Annotated in this window: 17 protein-coding genes; 10 read left to right on the top strand and 7 right to left on the bottom strand. The window is 48.8% G+C overall.

All coding sequences use genetic code 11. The annotated features are described in order from the left end of the window. Window positions 1-89 precede the first annotated feature (89 nt). Both ACJJIE_RS22950 and ACJJIE_RS22945 read right to left on the bottom strand, forming a co-directional pair. Window positions 90-1,292: a serine hydrolase domain-containing protein gene (locus ACJJIE_RS22950; protein WP_282933782.1), complete on the bottom strand. Its 1,203-nt coding sequence runs from the start codon at window positions 1,290-1,292 to the stop codon at window positions 90-92. A gap of 241 nt (window positions 1,293-1,533) precedes the next feature. Continuing rightward, window positions 1,534-2,136 carry a peroxiredoxin gene (locus ACJJIE_RS22945; RefSeq protein WP_143730920.1) on the bottom strand — a complete coding sequence of 201 codons (603 nt, stop codon included), beginning with the start codon at window positions 2,134-2,136 and terminating at the stop codon, window positions 1,534-1,536. Window positions 2,137-2,450: 314 nt separating this feature from the next. On the opposite strand from ACJJIE_RS22945, the gene ACJJIE_RS22940 reads away from it, so the two are divergent. Then, the gene (locus tag ACJJIE_RS22940) at window positions 2,451-2,681 is read left to right on the top strand and encodes a bacterioferritin-associated ferredoxin (RefSeq protein ID WP_444893084.1); all 231 of its coding nucleotides are present in this window, start codon (window positions 2,451-2,453) and stop codon (window positions 2,679-2,681) included. A gap of 702 nt (window positions 2,682-3,383) precedes the next feature. On the opposite strand, the gene ACJJIE_RS22935 is transcribed toward ACJJIE_RS22940, so the two are convergent. Further along, window positions 3,384-3,638, bottom strand: a complete 255-nt coding sequence (locus ACJJIE_RS22935; protein WP_282933783.1) for a hypothetical protein — start codon at window positions 3,636-3,638, stop codon at window positions 3,384-3,386. A 180-nt stretch (window positions 3,639-3,818) separates the two neighbouring features. On the opposite strand from ACJJIE_RS22935, the gene bfr reads away from it, so the two are divergent. Further along, entirely contained in the window at window positions 3,819-4,310 is a 492-nt protein-coding gene (gene bfr, locus ACJJIE_RS22930; protein WP_020412720.1) for a bacterioferritin, read from the top strand. Between the two features lie 111 nt (window positions 4,311-4,421). Here bfr and grxD read toward each other — a convergent pair whose 3' ends face one another. After that, window positions 4,422-4,754, bottom strand: a complete 333-nt coding sequence (grxD, locus tag ACJJIE_RS22925) for a Grx4 family monothiol glutaredoxin (protein WP_282933784.1) — start codon at window positions 4,752-4,754, stop codon at window positions 4,422-4,424. A gap of 310 nt (window positions 4,755-5,064) precedes the next feature. Between grxD and ACJJIE_RS22920 the strand changes: the two genes are divergently transcribed. The 6 genes from ACJJIE_RS22920 to ACJJIE_RS22895 all read left to right on the top strand — a co-directional run bounded on the left by ACJJIE_RS22920 (window position 5,065) and on the right by ACJJIE_RS22895 (window position 15,093). Next, complete coding sequence (locus ACJJIE_RS22920) at window positions 5,065-6,249, top strand: aspartate aminotransferase family protein (RefSeq protein WP_444893083.1); 1,185 nt, start codon at window positions 5,065-5,067, stop codon at window positions 6,247-6,249. 22 nt (window positions 6,250-6,271) lie between these two features. Then, window positions 6,272-7,186: an ornithine carbamoyltransferase gene (gene argF, locus ACJJIE_RS22915; protein ID WP_444893082.1), complete on the top strand. Its 915-nt coding sequence runs from the start codon at window positions 6,272-6,274 to the stop codon at window positions 7,184-7,186. Between the two features lie 806 nt (window positions 7,187-7,992). Beyond that, entirely contained in the window at window positions 7,993-10,932 is a 2,940-nt protein-coding gene (locus ACJJIE_RS22910; protein WP_444893081.1) for a ribonucleoside-diphosphate reductase subunit alpha, read from the top strand. 412 nt (window positions 10,933-11,344) lie between these two features. After that, a complete protein-coding gene (locus ACJJIE_RS22905; protein WP_108734126.1) occupies window positions 11,345-12,589 on the top strand; it encodes a ribonucleotide-diphosphate reductase subunit beta in 1,245 nt (414 codons plus the stop codon). Between the two features lie 312 nt (window positions 12,590-12,901). Beyond that, window positions 12,902-13,288 carry a DUF2750 domain-containing protein gene (locus ACJJIE_RS22900; RefSeq protein WP_282933788.1) on the top strand — a complete coding sequence of 129 codons (387 nt, stop codon included), beginning with the start codon at window positions 12,902-12,904 and terminating at the stop codon, window positions 13,286-13,288. 257 nt (window positions 13,289-13,545) lie between these two features. Next, on the top strand, window positions 13,546-15,093 hold the full coding sequence (locus ACJJIE_RS22895; RefSeq protein ID WP_444893080.1) for a tetratricopeptide repeat protein: 1,548 nt from the start codon (window positions 13,546-13,548) through the stop codon (window positions 15,091-15,093). Between the two features lie 68 nt (window positions 15,094-15,161). On the opposite strand, the gene ACJJIE_RS22890 is transcribed toward ACJJIE_RS22895, so the two are convergent. Continuing rightward, window positions 15,162-15,692 (bottom strand): redoxin domain-containing protein, encoded by a 531-nt coding sequence (locus ACJJIE_RS22890; RefSeq protein ID WP_282933790.1) that lies wholly within the window; start codon window positions 15,690-15,692, stop codon window positions 15,162-15,164. 72 nt (window positions 15,693-15,764) lie between these two features. Between ACJJIE_RS22890 and ACJJIE_RS22885 the strand changes: the two genes are divergently transcribed. Then, the gene (locus ACJJIE_RS22885; RefSeq protein WP_444893079.1) at window positions 15,765-16,679 is read left to right on the top strand and encodes an alpha/beta hydrolase; all 915 of its coding nucleotides are present in this window, start codon (window positions 15,765-15,767) and stop codon (window positions 16,677-16,679) included. An 85-nt stretch (window positions 16,680-16,764) separates the two neighbouring features. Here the strand turns inward: ACJJIE_RS22885 and ACJJIE_RS22880 are convergent, their stop codons facing one another. Then, on the bottom strand, window positions 16,765-17,982 hold the full coding sequence (locus tag ACJJIE_RS22880; protein WP_444893078.1) for a hypothetical protein: 1,218 nt from the start codon (window positions 17,980-17,982) through the stop codon (window positions 16,765-16,767). A 711-nt stretch (window positions 17,983-18,693) separates the two neighbouring features. Between ACJJIE_RS22880 and ACJJIE_RS22875 the strand changes: the two genes are divergently transcribed. Continuing rightward, window positions 18,694-19,329 (top strand): class I SAM-dependent DNA methyltransferase, encoded by a 636-nt coding sequence (locus tag ACJJIE_RS22875; protein WP_444893077.1) that lies wholly within the window; start codon window positions 18,694-18,696, stop codon window positions 19,327-19,329. An 84-nt stretch (window positions 19,330-19,413) separates the two neighbouring features. Here the strand turns inward: ACJJIE_RS22875 and ACJJIE_RS22870 are convergent. Continuing rightward, a protein-coding gene (locus ACJJIE_RS22870) for an IS3 family transposase (RefSeq protein WP_282932108.1) occupies window positions 19,414-20,552 on the bottom strand; the annotation gives its coding sequence in 2 pieces (ribosomal slippage) (window positions 19,414-20,303 and window positions 20,303-20,552; 1,140 coding nt in all). Between the last annotated feature and the right edge of the window lie 117 nt (window positions 20,553-20,669).

Raw genomic sequence — 20,669 nt, 5'->3', positions numbered from 1 at the left:
CCCCGTAAACGTCAATCGGAACAGGGAGCAAATATTGGGATCAGCCAGCAGGTTTCAAGGGGGGAGGGACAATCACTTGCCAGTAGAGATCAGCGATCTCCACTGGTTTGAGCGGTAGCGAGATTGCCTTTGCCAGTAATATCGATCACGAAATTGGCAGTAAGATCTGAGATCACTCGGGACTCCGCATTCATCAGGATGGCAATACCCACTTTCAACTTTTCCGAATAGGCCACCGCCGCGCGGAAGCCCGCAACCCAACCGCCGTGATAAATAATACGATCGTCACCGATGGTGTAGAGGCGCCAGCCCAAGCCGTAGCCCGCGTGAGACAGGTAATCTCTCCAGATACGATGGCGCATATGGCGCTGGGTAGCGACTCGCTCAGTAGTCATATCGGCGATCACTTCCGGTGACAGCACCTTCGGGTAGTAGCCCATCTGCGCTTTCAGCCACTGGGCCATATCGGAGATACTGGCATTCACTCCCGCCGCCGGTGCAGCAAAGTAGTATTCCTTCTCTACTTTTACCGGGCGCCAGCCGCTGCCTGTCTGGATATGGGGTGCCGCACGGTTGTCGGAGGCCATAAAGCTCTCCCAGCCGACCGATGCGTTCTGCATTTTCAGCGGGACAAAAATTCGCTTTTTCAGCTGGCTGGCAAAGGAGACCCCGGTCGCCTCAAAAATCACGTCCTCAATCAGGCTGAACAACACATTCTGGTAGCCGTAGCATTTTCCCGGCGTACAGCGCGGATCGATATTGGCAAACTTGGGCAATATCTTGCTGAGAGGCTTGTTGTCCTCAAGGTAGTTGTCGTAGGCGTTGGGGGTCAGACCCGAGGAATGGCTGAGCAAGTGCTCCACCTGAAGCTGGCGAGACAGCGAGGGCGTCTTAAAGCTGAGGTCTGGCACATAGTTGACCACCTTGTCATCCCATTTGAAGCGATCTTCATGCTCCAACATAGTGGCCATACTGGCAGCGAAGGTCTTGGATACCGAGGCCAGGCGGAACACCGTGTCCTGATCCACCTTGCCGGATTTACCCCTGACCCTGACGCCATAGGTGTCCATCGCGACCACCCGGTTGCCATCCACAATGACATAGGCGCCGCCGGGTATAGATTTACCCGCCATCATCTGTTTGAAGTAGCGGCCAAACTGCTTGGCCCTGTCGTCTATATCAACCGCTTGCGCAGGCAGGGACAGACTCCCCAGAATCATCAGGGAGAGGAAAAAACGTGCCATAAAAGCGCGCGTGCCGTAGACAATATTTGAAAGAATTGCAGGTCTCATAAGCAAATCGAGCCGCCAAAGCAATCCGGTAGTTGCAGATAAGACTAGCAGCCAGCGGGCAAAAACTCTATTTAGGCGCCACGCAGGACTGACCGCTGAATTCTAGTCTGCACTTTTCTCCGGCGCGGGGACGGCCATGCCAATCAGCGCAGATCAGCGCAACAAGGCTTGTACAAACAAAAAAACCGCCTTACGGCGGTTCTTCTTTTTGGAGTCCGGAGACCCCAACGCAAAAAGCGTCTTACAGCTTCTCAGCGTTCTCACTCAGGTAAGCCGCTACACCTTCCGGAGAAGCGTTCATACCTTTGTCGCCTTCCTGCCAGCCGGCGGGGCAAACTTCACCGTGCTCCTGGTGGAACGCCAGAGCGTCAACCATGCGCAGCATTTCGTCAACGTTACGGCCCAGCGGCAGATCGTTAACTACCTGGTGACGTACATTGCCTTCTTCGTCGATCAGGAAGGAACCGCGGAAAGCAACACCAGCGTCAGCTTCTACGTCGTACGCCTGGCAGATTTCGTGCTTAACGTCTGCAACCAGAGTGTACTTAACCGGGCCAATACCACCGTCGTTGACGGAGGTATTACGCCATGCGTTGTGAGAGAACTGGGAATCGATGGATACACCGATTACCTCAACACCGCGCTTTTCAAACTCAGCGAAACGGTGGTCGAAAGCGATCAGCTCAGAAGGGCATACGAAGGTGAAGTCCAGCGGGTAGAAGAAAACTACAGCCTTCTTACCTTTGATTGCTTCTTTCAGGTTAAAAGTATCGACGATCTCGCCGTTACCCAATACCGCTGCAGCGGTGAAATCCGGAGCCGGCTTGCCTACCAGAACTGCCATGAAAACCTCCTCAATCCAATGATGGGTTGTTGATGATACGTAGAGTGTTCAATTTATGAGCAGTAGCTATAAATCGAATGGGAATTAATAGTGGGCCGCTATGATACACACCCACTTATTTCAGGCCCATAAATTTTTTAAATCAGGCTGATAGCAGAACGGCTATGCGTGAACTAACACCCAAAATAGGATGACCTACCCGCAAAGATGTACAAATAGCAAACAAAGAGGGCGAAATGCGACCATTCCGGAATCTTATTGACACTCATTCTCAATTGCAATAGGATTCCTACCTGACTACTATTGAGTAAGAGTTGAACAGAGCCACCGCCATGTATGTATGTATTTGTAAGGGCATAACTGACCGCCAGATTAAAGAGGCGATCTATGATGGCTCCACTTCGGTGAAGGCTTTGAGACGCCAGCTAGGCGTTTCTTCTCAATGTGGACGCTGTGCCGAGCAGACCAAGGAGATCATCGACGAGACCATGAGCGGTGGGATGGTGTCCTCTGCCAACAGCGGCCTCTTCTACTCCGCCAGCTGACCGTCCAATATGGCCACCCTCCTCTGGTGGCCTCTTTACCACTTTCATCTCTCCAGCTCTCCGTAAAACCTTACGAGCCTGTATAAGACCCCCACTCAGATCGAACTTACTTACACCCATTGTCTTTGTCGCCGCTCTCAGCCTGAACATATATTGGCCAACCTTAGACAGCTATAAATCTCAACCTGAAAACGCCCCCCGGCTTTACATACCCACCAAACTTTAGCCCTCCGAGTTACTTACCTCTCCGGTCTCTCAGCAATATCCTTTGGATCGGAAGAGCTGAACATTAAGAAAACCTGTTTTAGAGAGCTTCTAAATAATTCCGTGAGGTTTTTGGTTCTTACAGCGCAGAGCATGAATTGCCATGAAAGCCTGTAGGGTGGGTCTTGTTAGACAGGGTACTTGCAACGAAGCACCGAATATCTGCTGACTTCAGGAGCCCGAAAGTATCATGGATTTATTCAGACACCGCTTTGTTAATCCCTTTGTAATCCACGTGACATTCAACAGTGATCAACATCAATTCAGGACATGATTCCATCAACAAAAGATCCCCCAATCACTTTTATATCTCAGGTAGCCATTCAATGAGTCGGTCAGATGGCAAACCATCAAAAGATGGGGTCATTTAATTTATAAATAAAATTAATTATTCAAGCGCCATTCGAATACTGGAAAAGGTTTTGACTCAGCTTATGACTACAAGCGTTTCACCTGCATATATAAATAAGAAGCATTATTAATACCAAACGTGAAAACATTAGCCTCAACTAAAGTACGCAACCTATCAATAACAAGGGTTAATATTCGAAATAAATGACTTATTGCTGCATTGCTCACACAACCTAAATGATAATTATTTTCGTTGCCATTTTCGGCTAAATTTGCGTTAAAACCCTTGTTTTTCCTGCATTCCGCAAGAAAAATTATTTCTTGACTTGCCGCAAATCGCAACGCAAACTCAGCCCCGATTGCAGCTTAAACCCTAAAATAAAATTAGGTAAATCAGGCAGCCGCAGACTTTAGTGACTAATAAACTTTAGTAACTAAAAATATCAACTAATCTCTAGCGACTTACAAATAGGAACTCTCTGCAAACCTTATTGAGTTGGCAGGGCTTCAGGAGCACAGGCTATGAAAGGCGACCCCAAGGTAATTGAGCATTTAAATAAAGTACTGGGTAATGAACTGGTAGCTATTAACCAGTATTTCCTACACGCCCGCATGTACGATAACTGGGGTTTAAAAGAGCTGGGCAAACAGGAATATCATGAATCCATCGATGAAATGAAGCATGCCGATTGGCTGATCGAGCGCATTCTTTTCCTCGAAGGTATTCCAAACCTGCAGCACTTGGGCAAACTTCTGATCGGTGAAAATACCGAAGAGATGCTCAAATGCGACTTAAAAATTGAATCCAAGGCCATCCCCGACCTGCGTGAGGCCATCGCCTATTGCGAGTCCGTTCGGGATTACGGCAGCCGTGAATTGCTGGAGAAAATCCTCGAGTCTGAGGAAGAGCATGTAGATTGGCTGGAAACCCAGCTGGAGCTGATCGACAAAGTTGGCATTCAAAACTACCTGCAAACTCAAATGGAAACTGCAGCCGGCCACTCTGGCAAGTAGTTTAAGTCCTCTCACAGGCATAAAAAAACCGCAGTTTTCGCTGCGGTTTTTTTTGTTCCTACAATATGCCTGCCATCTATAGCGACAGACATATTGGAGCAAAAACGGAAATCAATCCTCGCCCTCGCTCTCCGCTGATGCCTCATCAATCAAGGTTTTCAGCTCACCGTTCTCGTGCATTTCCATAATGATGTCACAGCCACCGATCAGTTCGCCCTTAACCCACAGCTGGGGGAACGTCGGCCAGTTCGCGTACTTAGGCAGCTCAGCGCGGATGTCCGGGTTAGCCAGAATATCAACGTAGGCAAAGCGCTTACCGCAAGCCATCATCGCCTGGGAGGCCCGCATGGAAAAGCCGCACTGGGGGGCATTAGGGCTACCTTTCATATAAAGCAGAATGGTGTTATCAGCGATCTGCTGCTTGATGTTCTCCAGTGTATCCATAAGCGTGAAAAACCTCAGGTGGTCGAAGCAAAAAGTAAGTGTATAGGCACCATACCATCATCTGATATAGCGCGCCGGCATCCATTGTACCCCAGTGGGGCCGGCACACCATCCCCCTGATGAATGCAAGAACCGCAGACCTGAAACACTGCACACAATGTTGAAAATTCAGCCACCCAGGTAGCGCACAGTATATAAATGCTGTGTTAGTATTACCCCAATCAATATTAAGTGCAGATTAAAAGACTTAAACAGAATTTTCTGCGGAAAAGAGATAATCCAGACAGTCAATATTTAAGGAGATGCCTCAGTGGCCACCTCGACACTCATGCAAAACTATGGCGATCGAACCCTCACGCTAGTGCGGGGTGAAGGCAACTATGTGTGGGATGATCAGGGCCGACGATACCTGGATGCAATCTCTGGAATCGCCGTCTGCGGCCTTGGCCACTGCCACCCCAAAGTGACCCTAGCCCTACACGAGCAGATCCGAACCCTGTTACATGTATCCAATCTCTACAATATCCCGGCTCAGGAGAAACTGGCGGACAAGCTGGTACAGTTGTCTGGCATGGACAATGTCTTTTTCTCCAATTCCGGTGCTGAGGCCAATGAAGCAGCGATTAAATTAGCTCGCCGGCTAGGCAATAGCCGCAACATTGAAATCCCTCAAATCCTGGTAATGGAAGGCGCTTTCCACGGCCGTACCCTGGCCACCCTGACAGCAACCGGTAATGAAAAAATCCAAGAAGGCTTCGGTCCTCTGCCTGAGGGCTTCCTGCGTGTACCGTTTAATAACGCCGCAACCATCGAAAAGCTCGCGGCTGAACGTAACGATATTGTCGCAATACTGGTAGAACCGATCCAGGGGGAGGGTGGTGTACGTATCCCCTCCCCCAACTACCTAAGTCAATTGCGAGAACTCTGCGATCAGCATGATTGGCTCCTGATGCTGGATGAAGTGCAGAGCGGGAACGGCCGCAGCGGCAAAATGTTTGCCTACCAGCATGAAGGAATAAAGCCCGATGTTGTGACAACCGCCAAAGGGCTCGGGAATGGCGTTCCCATCGGAGCCTGCCTGGCAAGGGGAGTTGCCGCACAATTATTTTCTGCGGGCACCCACGGCTCCACTTTTGGCGGCAACCCTCTCGCCTGCAGCGCAGCCCTGACAGTTCTCGAAACACTGGAAAATGAATGGCTGGTAGAGCGTGCCGAGGTGTTGGGGCAACGCTTGCTTCACCAGCTGCAACAGCAGTTATCCGATTGCAACCAGGTTAAAGAGGTGCGCGGGCTGGGGCTGATGATCGGCATCGAATTACAGCAGCCCTGTGCCACACTGGTGGACAAAGCCCGCAAGCTCGGATTACTGATCAATGTTACAGCCGGCAATGTAGTTCGCCTGCTTCCCCCACTCACACTCAGCGACGACGAGTGCCATCAATTGGCAAACGATATCAGCTCACTGATTCACCAGTTTGCACTGCAAGCAGTCTGATGCAAAAAAAGGAGAACAGCTTATGGCGATCAGACATTTTCTTACCCTGACAGACTTGTCTTCGGAAGAGCTCAAGCAAATTATTGAGCGCGCGATCGAACTCAAAACACTGCGCACTCAAGGAATAAATACCGACCTTTTTCGCGGCAAAGTGCTGGGGATGATTTTTGAGAAATCCTCTACTCGCACCCGCGTTTCATTTGAGGCCGGTATGGCACAGATGGGCGGCAGCGCCCTCTTCCTATCTCCCCGCGATACTCAGTTAGGCCGTGGGGAGCCCGTTGAAGACAGCGCCCGAGTAATTTCCAGCATGGTGGATATGGTGATGATTCGCACCTTTGGCCACCAGGTACTGGAGCGCTTCTCCGAATATTCAAAGGTACCGGTGATTAATGCCCTCTCCGACAGCTACCACCCCTGCCAGCTGCTCGCAGATATCCAAACCTTTGTAGAGCACCGCGGCAGTCCAGAGGGCAAGGTGGTCGCCTGGGTTGGCGACGGCAACAATATGTGCCACTCCTATATTAATGCTGCCCGCCTGTGCAATTTTGAGCTGCGCATAGCCTGCCCGCCCGGCTACGAGCCCAACGCCAATATCCTCGCTTCGGCAAGTGATCGGGTCACCGTAGTACACGATCCAGTGGAGGCTGTGAAAGAGGCCGATTGGGTGGCTACCGATGTGTGGGCTTCCATGGGACAGGAAACTGAACAACAGATCCGCCTGAAAGCCTTCGAGAACTTCCTCGTGGACCACGAGCTGATGAGCCATGCCAATAGCGATGCCATCTTTATGCACTGCTTGCCCGCCCACCGTGGAGAGGAGGTGAGCGCCGAACTTTTAGAGGATGACGACATCTCGGTGGTATGGGATGAGGCTGAAAACCGCCTTCACGCGCAAAAAGCCCTGATGGAATTCCTCCAAGACTACAGTCGATAACCCCTAAAAGGGTACAGCCACTCCTACGGCTGTACCCTGCTACCTAGCCCACTCCCCTGCGCCCCTCCTCCCGACAATGTATAAAAGATGCGATTGGCGACAAAACAATCAAGAGATCGCTAAATTTAGCAATCGGCGCCAACGACTAATTTACAGCCAGCCAAGATGTCAGAATTAAATAAGCGTCAGTAAATTGAGCAATTGAGTACCACTTTGCTCAAAGAGCAGCCATTTGCAAATGGTTATTGCCGTTGTTAATTTACAGCGCTCGAGCTATTAAAAAAAATTGTAAGACACTGTACCCGGCGTTCTTCCCCGGCACCCACTCCTTTGCAGCCCAGGGCTGGCGGGCTCTGCCGCGAAAGTGGCTACTGACTCAGCACCTCTACCCACAATTTATCCACAAACAACTACATAGTTATTCGCCTTGAACTGACCCGCCTACCGCATTATCTTGTAGCGCACTCGAGGCCGACCCCCTATATATTGGGGTAGAGGCTTAAGAGCACCCCCATTTTGTGGGGCAAATTCCGGCGCATCACCACACTTTTTGGCGGTGGGCGTCAGGCGCTGCTTTTTTCAAAGCAGAATCAGAGGTAAGCGGGCGGAATGGAATTTCCGCCACAGGCAGCAGCTGGCAAACCTTTTCAGATAGCCAGTGACAAGCCGCCTGTTTCCAGTGTCCACAGCTGTGGATAAACACTGGCAATGCGAAGGACACGCTCCGCCATGCCACGCAGTCATGTGGCCGCCGTTCTTTTGAACGCACGCGGACAGACAACAGTACAAACCTTTCGGAGATTTACATGCACACAGAGACAGGGCGCTCTCAAGCCGTGCCTGCGGAAAAATCAGGCACCTCCAGCGACCAGGCGACTGGCGGCACGACTCTGGCCGCTACTGCACCGGGCCAGATCCGCGTAATCAAGCGCAATGGCACCGTTGTCCCCTACGACGACAGCAAAATCGCCGTCGCCGTGACTAAAGCCTTCCTCGCTGTTGAAGGCGGCACCGCCGCTGCTTCCAGCCGTGTCCACGAGCAAGTTGAAGAGCTGGTCGGCCAGATCAGTGCCACTTTCAAACGCCGCATGCCCTCTGGCGGCACTATCCACATTGAAGAGATCCAGGACCAGGTAGAGCTGGCCCTGATGCGCGCCGGTGAACAAAAGGTTGCCCGCGACTACGTACTCTACCGCGAAGAACACGCTCGCCTGCGCGCAGAGAAAGAAAAAACCGCTCAAATTGCCGAGCAAGCCGTCGATGCCCACCCCAGCATCCGTGTAAAGCAGGACGATGACAGCCTTGCACCTCTGGATATGGAGCGCCTGCGCACCGTTGTCAAAGAAGCCTGTGAAGGCCTCAAAGATGTCGACAGCGCGGCAATTCTTAACGAAGCCCTGAAAAACCTGTACGACGGTGTTTCCGAAAACGATATCAACACCGCACTGGTAATCACTGCGCGCACCTTGGTTGAGCAGGAGCCCAATTACACCTTCGCTACCGCCAGCCTGCTGCTGGACAAGCTGCGCTCCGAAGCTCTGCGCTTCCTCGGTGTTGCCGAGCGCGCCACCCAGCACGAGATGGAAAAGCTGTACGCCTCTACCCTGCCCACTTACGTGAAAAAGGGTATCGAGCTGGACCTGCTGGACCCGGCACTGGCCACCTTCGACCTGGAAAAACTCGGCGAAGCTCTAAAAGGCGAGCGCGATCACCAGTTCACTTATCTGGGCCTGCAGACTCTGTACGACCGCTACTTCCTGCACAGCGACGATATTCGTTTTGAGCTGCCGCAGATCTTCTTTATGCGTGTCGCCATGGGCCTCAGCATTAATGAAGAGAACAAAAACGAGCGCGCGGTAGAGTTCTACAACCTGTTGAGCTCTTTCGACTACATGAGTTCCACCCCGACCCTGTTCAACGCCGGCACCCTGCGCCCGCAGCTGTCCTCCTGCTACCTGACCACGGTACCGGACGACCTGCACGGCATTTACGGCGCGATCCGCGATAACGCCATGCTGTCCAAGTGGGCAGGCGGTCTCGGCAATGACTGGACGCCGGTGCGCTCCCTGGGTTCCTATATCAAAGGCACCAACGGCAAGTCCCAAGGTGTTGTGCCCTTCCTGAAAGTGGCCAATGACACCGCAGTAGCCGTCAACCAGGGCGGTAAACGCAAAGGCGCTGTCTGTGCCTACCTGGAAACCTGGCACCTGGATATCGAGGAATTCCTCGAGCTGCGCAAAAACACTGGTGACGACCGCCGCCGCACCCACGATATGAACACCGCTAACTGGGTCCCCGACCTGTTTATGAAGCGCGTGTTCGAAGACAAAGAGTGGACCCTGTTCTCCCCGGCCGATTGCCCGGACCTGCACGACCTGTTCGGCACCGCATTCGAAGAGCGCTACAACCACTACGAGCAACTGGCTGCCGAAGGCAAGCTGCGTCTGTTCAAAAAGATCCGCGCACTAGACCTGTGGCGCAAGATGCTGGGCATGCTGTTCGAAACTGGCCACCCCTGGATCACCTTTAAAGACAGCTGCAACCTGCGCAGCCCGCAGCAACACGCCGGTGTGGTTCACAGCTCCAACCTGTGCACCGAGATCACTCTCAACACTAAGGCCGACGACGAAATCGCCGTGTGTAACCTGGGCTCCGTCAACCTGGCTCAACACATTGGTGAGAATGGTGAACTCGACCGCACCAAGCTGGCCAATACCGTAAAAACTGCGGTGCGTATGCTCGATAACGTTATCGACATCAACTACTACGCAGTTGAAAGTGCACGTCAGTCCAACATGCGTCACCGCCCTGTGGGCATGGGCCTGATGGGCTTCCAGGATGCGCTGTACAAGGCCGGTATCGCCTACGCCAGCGACGAAGCCGTCGCCTTTGCCGACAACACCATGGAAGCGATCAGCTTCGAAGCCATCTCCGCTTCCAGCGACCTGGCTGCCGAGCGCGGCAAGTACCAGACCTACGAAGGCTCCCTATGGAGCAAAGGTGTCCTGCCACTGGATTCCATCCAGATCCTGGCTGAGCAGCGCGGCCAGCAGTTTATCGAACAGGACACCAGCTCCACTCTGGACTGGGACGGCCTGCGCGAGAAAGTAAAAGCCCAAGGTATGCGTAACTCCAACGTAATGGCAATCGCTCCTACTGCGACCATTGCCAATATCACCGGAGTTTCCCAGTCGATCGAACCGACTTACCAAAACCTGTATGTGAAATCGAACCTGTCCGGCGAATTCACCGTAGTAAACCCCTACCTGGTACACGATCTGAAAGATCGCGGCCTGTGGGATCAGGTCATGGTTAACGACCTGAAATACTATGAAGGTTCTGTACAGAAAATCGATCGCGTACCGGAAGACCTGAAAGCGAAATACCGCACCGCGTTTGAAGTGGAGCCACGCTGGATCGTGGACGCTGCCAGCCGTCGCCAGAAGTGGATCGACCAGGCCCAGTCCCTGAACCTGTATATTGCCGGCGCCGACGGCAAGAAGCTGGACCTGACCTATCGCATGGCTTGGTTCCGCGGCCTGAAAACCACTTACTACCTGCGCGCACTGGCTGCCACTACCACAGAGAAATCTACGGTAAATAGTGGCACCCTGAACGCGGTAAGTGCACACGGCGGTAGCAACGGAGTGGCTGCGGCAGCACCTGCTGAGCAAGCTGCACCTGCACCGGCCGCAGTGCCTCAGGCCTGCTCACTGGACGACCCGGATTGCGAGGCCTGCCAGTAAAATTTAAGCCCCTTTTTTATAGGGGCTGCACTGACTCTCGGGGGAGAGCGTCGTAACCGCAAGTGCGGGCATGACCATGCGCAGCGACCCCGGTCCACCCATTATTTTAATAGTGGGTAATACCATAGGGACCGGGGATCGGCTGCGGCTTATTTTTCCGAGAAAACCCAGTGCAATTGCTAGCGAAAATTCAGTGCAAATAAATGCACAAAAGCGCAGCAAAAATTGATCTGGCACAGGATTTTCTGTGCCCAGGCGAGTTAAAAATACGAGCCTGTAATGAATTATTACCGGTAAAAAATATCACCGGTATGTCATCCCTGGTTACACACAATTAGTGAGTAATACACCAGGAAGATTTAAGAATTTTTTATCGAACTTTCGATAGTGAGACCGATCAAAAGGGCCAACTATGCTGAGCTGGGACGACATCGACACCAAGCCCCAACAACCTGAAAAAGCAACCGAACCGCGACCGACGCCGGAGGCCCAGGCAAAATCCGTGCAGGAGCCCAGCGCTTCCTACACAGCCGCTCCGGCGTCGCCTGCGGCCCAAAGCGGCTCCACTGCCGTTGATGCCGCCCGTGCCGCAGTTGCTAATATGGACCCGGCTCCCGGCCTGGAAGAACTGGAAATGGGTGCGGCCCGTATCCAGGTAGATGAAAAGCGCATTATTAATTGCCGCGCTGACCTCAACCAGTTGGTTCCCTTTAAATACGACTGGGCCTGGCAAAAATACCTGGACGGCTGCGCCAACCACTGGATGCCCCAGGAAATCAACATGAACAAAGACGTGTCCATGTGGAAAGACCCCAACGGTCTGACCGAGGACGAGCGTCGCATCGTGGAATACTCTCTGGGCTATTTCTCCACCGCAGACTCCCTGGTTGCTAACAACCTGGTATTGGCGATCTACCGCCATATCACCAACCCGGAGTGCCGCCAGTACCTGCTGCGTCAGTCTTTTGAAGAAGCCATTCACACCCACGCCTACCAGTACTGTGTAGAGTCCCTGGGTATGGACGAAGGTGAAGTCTTCAATATGTACCGCGAAGTGCCAGCGGTTGCCAAAAAAGCGGCCTGGAGCCTGTCCCACACCCAGGCCATCGGTGATCCCAACTTCAAAACCGGCACCGTTGAATCCGACCAGGAGCTGCTGCGCAACCTGATCGCCTTCTACGCTGTCACTGAGGGTATTTTCTTCTACTGTGGCTTCAGCCAGATCCTGTCCATGGGTCGCCGCAACAAAATGACCGGTGTTGCCGAGCAGTTCCAGTACATCCTGCGCGACGAGTCTATGCACCTGAACTTCGGCATCGACGTCATCAACCAGATTAAGCTGGAAAATCCACACTTGTGGACAGCGGAATTCCAGCAGGAAGTGACCCAGATGATTCTCGAGGGTATGGAGCTTGAAGTAGCCTATGCCCGCGACACTATGCCCCGCGGCGTACTCGGCATGAATGCGAATATGATGGAGGAGTACCTCCAGTTTATCGCCAACCGCCGCCTTAGCCAGCTGGGCCTGAAAGAGCAGTTCCCTGGCGCTCAGAACCCATTCCCGTGGATGTCTGAAATTATGGACCTGCGCAAAGAGAAAAACTTCTTTGAAACCCGTGTTATCGAATACCAAACCGGCGGCGCACTGCAGTGGTAAGCGCTTCCTGGTTAGCGAATTACTAAAAAGGAGAAAGTAGTCGCTCACAGGAAGAGAAGTATTGAAAACGGGCTTAATGCCCGTTTTTTTTATTTTGAGCATTCCAGTTTCCTCTTCACTCTAACCATAGACTTAAGTTCTATAGAAACTCTTTCTCTCCCCCTGCCGCTGACCATCTCGGCAAAGCATTTGGATAGCGGCTTGTATTCGCGCATAATGCCCCGCATTAATTGGTATAACAGCTATGCCTCTAGATGAGCAGGCCTTCAGTTATCCCTACTCGCCTATTACCTAGCTACAATGAATTGATATATGAGCACCCCAGATTTAAGTGAAATAACTAATCTCAGCTGTGAAGATCGCTACGAGTATTTTCTGAGCATAGCCGGAGAAGAGCGGGAGATCTGGATACTGATCGATAGCCAAAATTGCTTTCTTAAAATACACACCGATGAAGATGGTGGCTTTGAATATCTGCCAGTATGGCCAAGCGCTGAATTTGCCCAAGCCTATGCTGAGAATGAAACGGGCCTCACCCCTAAAAGCATTCCCTTACCACAGTTTTTAAAGAAGTGGCTTTCCGGCTTAAAAGGTGACGACATTGAAATAGGTGTATTTCCTGCGCCGGACAAAAGCGTATGGATTACCGACTCAGAAGAATTAGGGGATGACCTACGTGAAGAACTAAATCAATTTTAACGTTCACACATCCATATCCCCCCACACAACAATCACACAAAAACCTTATAATAGAGGGCTCACTACCAAAAGCGGGCCTTTTATTAAACCCTGAACAATACATGTCAACAAAACACCCACAAATACCCCCTCCTCTATAAAAACCTAAAATTCCCGAAATTTATTCACAGAAAGTGAAGATAACTTACTACATATCTGTACTTCCAGCCTAAAAAAATAATAAAATATGAGCTGCTTTCCATAACAAAAACTCTAAAATGAAAACTGTTAGGCTGAATCAAATTATACATATATTATTCTTACTAACCATATTAAGCGAATCAATTTCAGCTTCGCAACTTAGAGATACCCTGGATAACACGACCACAACACATCAGGGATCAAGAAAGGCCCAAGAAGCTTATAATTCTCTCGAGCAGGGAACTGCTACTGCAGAGACTTTCTATTGGCTAGGGGTATCCAACCTCTACGGCAAAAATGGCATCCCACAAAATTCCACCAAAGGTATCCAGTTTATATCTGATGCAGTATATCTTGGCTCCTCTAAAGCAGAGTTACATCTAGCCGAACTATATTTTGATGGCGTACTTACTGAGAAAAATTGCGGTTATGCTATTCAAACATTAACAAATCTAGCAAGCAATGGAAACGCCAAGGCCCAGGTTAAGCTGGCAAGTGCTTACGGGCTTGGACTCTGCGTAAAGCAAAACCGTTCTCTCTCAAGAGATTATCTTGAGAAAGCCCTAAAGTCTGACAGTGCCAGCGCTCACTCCCTAGCAGGTGTTGAGTACTTCTTTGGTAATCTTTATCCCAAAAATCTAAAAAAAGCATTTAAACACTTTGAGAGAGCTACAGCCCTGGGAAGCTGTGATGCTGCAGGCAACTTATCTGCCATGTACGATAATGGACTATATGTACCAATTGACATTGAAAAATCTTTTTTGATATTACAGAGGGCTGTAGATTTAGGATGCCCAACTCTATTCGATGAACTTGGCAATTATTACATTAGAGGAAGGCATGTAGAGCAAAACAATGAGAAAGCCTTTGAACTTTATCAAATGGCTACAGATCGCGGAGATCTGTCTGGCCAGGTTCAACTAGCATATATGTATATTAATGGGCAGGCACCGTATCGATCCACTTCTAAGGGCTTAGACCTGCTTATTGATGCCGCAGGAAAAGGTCACGATGAAGCCGCTACTGAGCTAGGAATTTTATATCAAACAGGCGTAATACCCCGCGATTATGAGCAAGCAATTTACTGGCTAAAGGAAGGCATTAAGTACAACGACCCAAGAGCTCTATACAACTTAGGTCTGCACTATGAGTATGGATATGGAACTTCGATAAACCTTTCAAAAGCACATCACTATTACAATTTGTCACTAGCCCAAAATTTTGAAATGGCTATTTTGCAGCAAGCATATTGGAATGTAGTAGGAAAGCACCACCCGAAAGATCTTTTAAAGGCAAAGAGTATATATGAAAAATATATGAATCATGAAAATGGATTTTTAGAATTAAGTTATGCTTTATTTCTAATGTGTACTCCCTCCCCCTTTAAGGATGTACAATACGCCGCCACCTTAATCAAGAGTAGAAAGGCCAACAAAAGTCAGTTCTTTCCATATATCGATTTTGTTGAGTCTGCCTTAGATGCTGAAAAAGGTAATTTTTCAAAAGCCATCCAAACGTTACAAAGACTACTCGAGTTTGATTTGTTACCACACGAAAAAAGGGAAATCCAACATTACATAAACCTATATAGGAACCAATATAAGTGTAGTTTATTCAAAGAGTGAAGTGATACTTCAAACGTTTGAATATTCCCTATGATCTGTATGTTCAGCGGTGCCTGTATATAAGGGCCCTAGTAAGTCCCTCGAACCGGATAATTATTTTCTGGATTGCGAATAAACTCAATGCCCACCAACAATGTTTGTAGATCTGGCCTTGCAAATGGCGCGTTAGAAATATCTACAACCTGCAAGCTCCCAGATTCATTGATAACAAAAACACCTGGTTCAGCAAAGGGCCTATCTGTTTCTTCAGGGGAGCGGGGCTTTGAAATATAGAGCCCAAGCTGCTGCATTTGGGGTATTGATAAATCGTAACCGATAGTAAATCCCGGCTGAATTGTTTCCATATGCAGAGAAGCTTTTTCCTTTGTATCAGAAGAGACAGCGACCACGTCTATACCCTCCGCATGATAGCGGGGTAGTAGCACACTCAATACACGCAAATACTTGGTACAAAGAGGGCAGTGCTTACCTCGGTAAACGACTACCATCTGCCAAGGGAAGCTACCTTCAGGCTTCCCCAGTACCAACTCACCTCCACCAAGTCGCTTTACTTCTATTGCAGGAAAATCGATACCAGCAGCAAGCTTTATATTGCTCATTAGCACCCCACTTGAGAATATAAGAAGAGATTTGGTCAACCAATGAACCCCACCGTTAGTATAGGAGACTCGATGAAAAAGCCCCTTATTCGTTTTCTATCAACGCTATTAGCAGCCGGACTGCTAAGTGGCTGCCCTGCTAACCACCAAAGTAACTCTTCTCCTGAAAGTCATTCCCAGCCTCTTGAGTTTTTGCCTGCCCTGAATGGGGACTACTTTAAGCTGGATTCAGCGATTATTGGGCGCCCCTACCATATCTATACTCGCCTGCCTGAGGGCTATAATCCAAACGAGGATACAACTTACCCGGTCATTTATCTCCTTGATGGGGATTCCCTATTCCCAATTTTGGCTACTAATCACCTGTTTATGCATTACGACGATTACGCCCCCGAGGCGATTATTGTAGGTATTGCTTACGGCTCATTTAAACCCGAGATCAATCATCGCAGTTTTGACTTTTCTCTACCCGGTGACAGTGACACACTTAAGTATGGCGGTGCGGCGCAGTTTCTCAACTTTCTAGAGCAGGAGCTCTTGCCAGCAGTTGAAAGCCGCTACGCGGTAAACCCTCAGCAACGGGTTCTCTTCGGTCAAAGTCGAGGGGGATATTTTGTGCTTTACACGGCATTTTCTAAGCCCGACTTATTTCAAGGCTTGATAGCTAGTAACGCCATCTTCCTACCACAACAGGAATTTTTCTACAAGGAACCTGTGCAAGCGACAAGAGAGGATCTGACTCTGGTAGTAACCAGCGGCTCTAAAGATATGCCAAACCTGCGCAATGATGCACTCTCTTGGCATAAGCACTGGAAAGAACGAGGAAACACTCCCTGGCGCATTGCATTTACAACGATTCCAGACGGTACCCATGCGGCAAATAGTACTGACAGTTACCGTTTCGGCATCCATGAGATTTTTGCGGAAGAGATCGAAATATCTCGTATGAAAGCAGAGAACAATTTGCAAGTGATAGAGGATCACTAGAGCTAAAAATTAATAGCAGTAAATATTAGGTTCCCGCAAATTAAAAAGCCCGCGTAAAAGCGGGCTCTTTAAAACGATCAGCTAATTACTCTGTGCAGGCAGCAATACGACCAGCCGTATTTTTACCGGCACCACAGTTCAGGCCATCGGGGATACCGGTGTAGTCTGGGGCCATAATACCGCCGTTACGCTGAGCGTCATGATCGGTATAAATACTCGCCAGGTTATAGGAACGCGCTGTTCCCTTGTTGTCATTATCGCAGGAGAAGATAGCACTCCCGTAAGCAACTCCCAGGAAAGTCTTATATTCCTTTAGGTTTGACCACAAGTTACGCTTGGCAGATCCAGAACAGTTCATCTGGGAAGCCAAGTTGATGTAACCATCGTCCTCACCGCTTAATAACAGGGAGCTAGCGCTCTCGATACCAGGGAAGCCCGCATAGCCACCAATAGTATAAACCGGCGCGGCCAGGTTGGTGCCAACATAGTTGCGTACAGCATAGACATCATTGGTCTGCAGGTAGCGTACGGCTGAACACTCACGACCGATAAACCAGTCATTGATCAAGTCTTCAATCCAACTACCATTACACAAACGGTCAACGCCCTCTGTGCCAGTTATTGCGCCACCAGTAGTAAAGATTGCTGCGATGCCATTGATGGCAGTTTCAAAATCCACTTCAACTGCGTAATCGTCATCCAGGCCGGCAACATTTACAGTTTCGGTTTTCGTTTTGCAGCTTTTCCAAAACCAGGAACCAGAACAAACTTCAGAGGTTTCGGTCACGGTGTTGGAATCATACTGGTTGTAGGCGCGGTTATAGTAGGGCGAACCCGGGATCGCATTACCAGCGAGATACATCATCTGGGTAGCGCCCTGACTGTGTGCAATCACATAGAAAGTATCATCGGCTGCACACTGGTTTTCGTGCTCAAAGTCATCGCCTTCCCCATTGCGAATGGCAATAATCTGCCGGGCAATTTCACCCGCTGTGCCGTCATGCCAATATGGCATCTCGCCTTCATCGGTAGAGTTATACCCAACTACACCATAATTACCGCCGTTTACACGCAACTGCTCAATAAAGTCACTACCCGTATACTCATCGAAGTACGCTTCACTCCAGTAATCCAAAGCTGGCTGCTCAAGATTCCCCTGGGAATCGGTTCGCTGTTTAATATGGCCCTCAGTACCATGGCCATGAACCAGGATGTAGCAATTATCTGCACTCGCTGAAGTCGACCCCAAGAGTCCAGCCAATAGTAGAGAGAAGCTCGCACCCAATCGCTGATAAAGTGTCATTGTGATGTCCTTTTATTTTGCTCGGGCTTGTTCCCAATTTTTAAATTGTCTTTTTATATTGCCGAGACTGTTTTATGGCTTGCGAAAGGTATCTGGTTAATTAGTGCCAAGAATATGACTAATAGCGCCACATAGATCTCCAGGGCGACAATGAAGTTGACCGGCCGGTCAAGAAAGGCTTCTGAACTTAATGCAGTGTGATCCATTTCTCAAAATCTCTAATTTCCCAAGCCTAAACCGTGTCAAGTGAACCAGAGAGAAAGTGAGTAATGCTTACACAAATTTGAGATATAGCCCCCCAAAATTGAAAGATTGATATATTTGGAGAAAGCAGGCTTCGTATAAAATTTGACTTAACCCATATAAAGTAAAGGAAATTATTTGAGTCTCATTTTTTATGTTTATACATATATCAAGATAGGTAATTAAGAATAAGCTATCTACCCAAAATAAATACACATTATATTTCTAGTACAAATTTTGGCGCGGAAGTTAAACACTTAGTAGAAATTTCGAGATATAAATATATGCAGTAATCACCTTTGGGTAGAGAACAATGGTAGCCACTAAAGTTCCAAAAATATGGAAAGCTTACTTCCATCCTGAAAAGTTAGCCGGCAACAACTAGAAACCGTGAGAGCAATTTATATTGAGCATATTATCCACAGTTTACATAAACATCAGCAACCAAGCCTAAAGAGGGAATGAAAAGTGATAGATTCAAAAACATTTTGGGACAAAACTGCAGCCCGATACGAGAAAAGCCCAATAAGAGATTTAGATGCCTACAAAAGGAAACTGGCTATAACACAAGGGTATTTTAAATCAAACTGGTCTGTACTTGAGTTTGGATGTGGTACCGGCAGCACAGCTATTCATCATTCACCACATGTGAACAACATTATTGCTACCGACATCTCTGATAAGATGCTGGAAATTGCCAAACAAAAAACGATAGATGCCTCAATAAAAAATATTATATTTCAGCAAGGAACGTTAGATACACTGAAGCTTACCAGTGAGAGTTTCAATGCCATTTTAGGATTAAATATCCTACATCTACTGCAAGATATAGATACAGCAATGGCTAGAACCTATGAACTATTAAAGCCTGGAGGTATATTTGTTTCTAGCACAGCGTTACTCAAAAATAGCAAATGGAGACTTATATTGCCCATTATGCAGTTCTTAAAGTTAGCCCCTTATGTTAACCCGCTTGACAAGCAAGACTTATCAAATAAACTCACTCAAGCTGGGTTTAGTATTGAAAAAGAGTGGCAGCCAGAAAAAGGGTCAGTATTTTTTGTCGCGAAAAAACAAGTCTCACCCAATAAAACATCACCTTAAATAATACTTAAGCTCACGCCACTAAACTCCTATAAACACCAAACAACCTACAATTGTTGTGGTCAACTCCAACCGGACACTTTCCTAAGCACATTTTTCAAATTCGATAGGGGTTACGTCCCCCAGTGTTGTATGTATCCTGCGTGAATTGTAATACGCAATATAGGCCCTCACGTCTGTTATCGCACCCTCCCTTGTCGGATAGAGGTTTCCTGTTAACCATTCCCGCTTCAGGCTACTAAAAAAACGCTCAGTAGGTGCATTGTCCCAACAATTTCCCTTGCGGCTCATTGAGCACACCATTCCATGCTGCTTTAGTAGCGCTTGGTAGCTATGACTGGCATACTGGCTACCTCGATCAGAGTGATGCAGCAGACCTTTTGTTGGGGTGCGCAAATTGATAGCCATAACCAGTGCACGACTTGCCAGGGCCGTCTCCATCTGGCGGTCTAAGTGCCAGCCAACAATCCGGCGTGAATAAAGATCAATTACCACTGCTAGGTATAACCAACCCTGCAAAGTCCAGATATAGGTAATATCCGTAGTCCAAACTTGATTTTTAGCACTCGGTGAGAAATCCCTATTTAGAAGATTCTCAGCAACTGGCAGTTGGTGCTTGCTATTTGTGGTTAGTGTAAATCGCTTCTTCTGTTTTACTACCAAGCCGAGCTTTTTCATGAGTTTGCGGACTCGATAACGCCCAATTTCAAAGCCTTCTTTGCGCAACAGCTTCATTAACCGACGGCTTCCGAGACTCTCACGAGATTCTGCAAATAAGGCCTTCAATCGATGGCATAGTTGCCAAATCTGGCCATCTATTGGGCTATCACTACGACGACACCATTCGTAATAGCTGCTCTTATTTACTTGCATTACTCGGCAGAGCACTCTAACTGGAAAGCTACCTTGCTGCTTTTTAATAAATTCGTACTTTATTTCATTTCTTTCGCAAAGAAGGCGCTGGCCTTTTTTAGGATTTCCTTCTCCATCCGCAATTGCTTTACTTCACGTCGCAGTTGATCCAGTTCAGCTCGTTCGCCCGAATCCAACCTTACTCCGCTCTCTTCCTGCTCCAGCTCCTTTATCCAGCGTCGCAGATTGTTAGCAGTGGTTCCTACAGCCTCTGCGGCCTTGGAAATCGAATACCCTTGTTCTGAGACAAGAGCTACGGCGTCTTTCTTGAACTCCGGCTTGAATTTCCGGCGTGTACCTTTTGTTGTCATACTTCACCTCGCTAGGTAGTTTTACCATCTTAACGAAGTGTCCGGAAGGATTAGACCACTACAAGCAGCCATCGTCATAGATAAAATTGAATTAAGCTGGCGATCGGTTGTTTCATC

The sequence above is a fragment of the Microbulbifer maximicatervae (SeqCode) genome, from assembly GCF_052467325.1.
Note: the sequence above shows the minus strand (reverse complement) of the source record. Positions and strands in the feature narration are given on the sequence as shown.

What these genes read in the sequence shown, in the direction of transcription:
- ACJJIE_RS22885 (WP_444893079.1), top strand. Translation starts at nt 15,765, where the DNA reads ATGAAAAAGCCCCTTATTCGTTTTCTATCAACGCTATTAGCAGCCGGA.
- ACJJIE_RS22905 (WP_108734126.1), top strand. Translation starts at nt 11,345, where the DNA reads ATGCTGAGCTGGGACGACATCGACACCAAGCCCCAACAACCTGAAAAA.
- ACJJIE_RS22890 (WP_282933790.1), bottom strand. Translation starts at nt 15,692, where the DNA reads ATGAGCAATATAAAGCTTGCTGCTGGTATCGATTTTCCTGCAATAGAA.
- ACJJIE_RS22900 (WP_282933788.1), top strand. Translation starts at nt 12,902, where the DNA reads ATGAGCACCCCAGATTTAAGTGAAATAACTAATCTCAGCTGTGAAGAT.
- ACJJIE_RS22910 (WP_444893081.1), top strand. Translation starts at nt 7,993, where the DNA reads ATGCACACAGAGACAGGGCGCTCTCAAGCCGTGCCTGCGGAAAAATCA.
- ACJJIE_RS22880 (WP_444893078.1), bottom strand. Translation starts at nt 17,982, where the DNA reads ATGACACTTTATCAGCGATTGGGTGCGAGCTTCTCTCTACTATTGGCT.
- ACJJIE_RS22945 (WP_143730920.1), bottom strand. Translation starts at nt 2,136, where the DNA reads ATGGCAGTTCTGGTAGGCAAGCCGGCTCCGGATTTCACCGCTGCAGCG.
- ACJJIE_RS22950 (WP_282933782.1), bottom strand. Translation starts at nt 1,292, where the DNA reads ATGAGACCTGCAATTCTTTCAAATATTGTCTACGGCACGCGCGCTTTT.
- argF (WP_444893082.1), top strand. Translation starts at nt 6,272, where the DNA reads ATGGCGATCAGACATTTTCTTACCCTGACAGACTTGTCTTCGGAAGAG.
- ACJJIE_RS22895 (WP_444893080.1), top strand. Translation starts at nt 13,546, where the DNA reads ATGAAAACTGTTAGGCTGAATCAAATTATACATATATTATTCTTACTA.
- bfr (WP_020412720.1), top strand. Translation starts at nt 3,819, where the DNA reads ATGAAAGGCGACCCCAAGGTAATTGAGCATTTAAATAAAGTACTGGGT.
- grxD (WP_282933784.1), bottom strand. Translation starts at nt 4,754, where the DNA reads ATGGATACACTGGAGAACATCAAGCAGCAGATCGCTGATAACACCATT.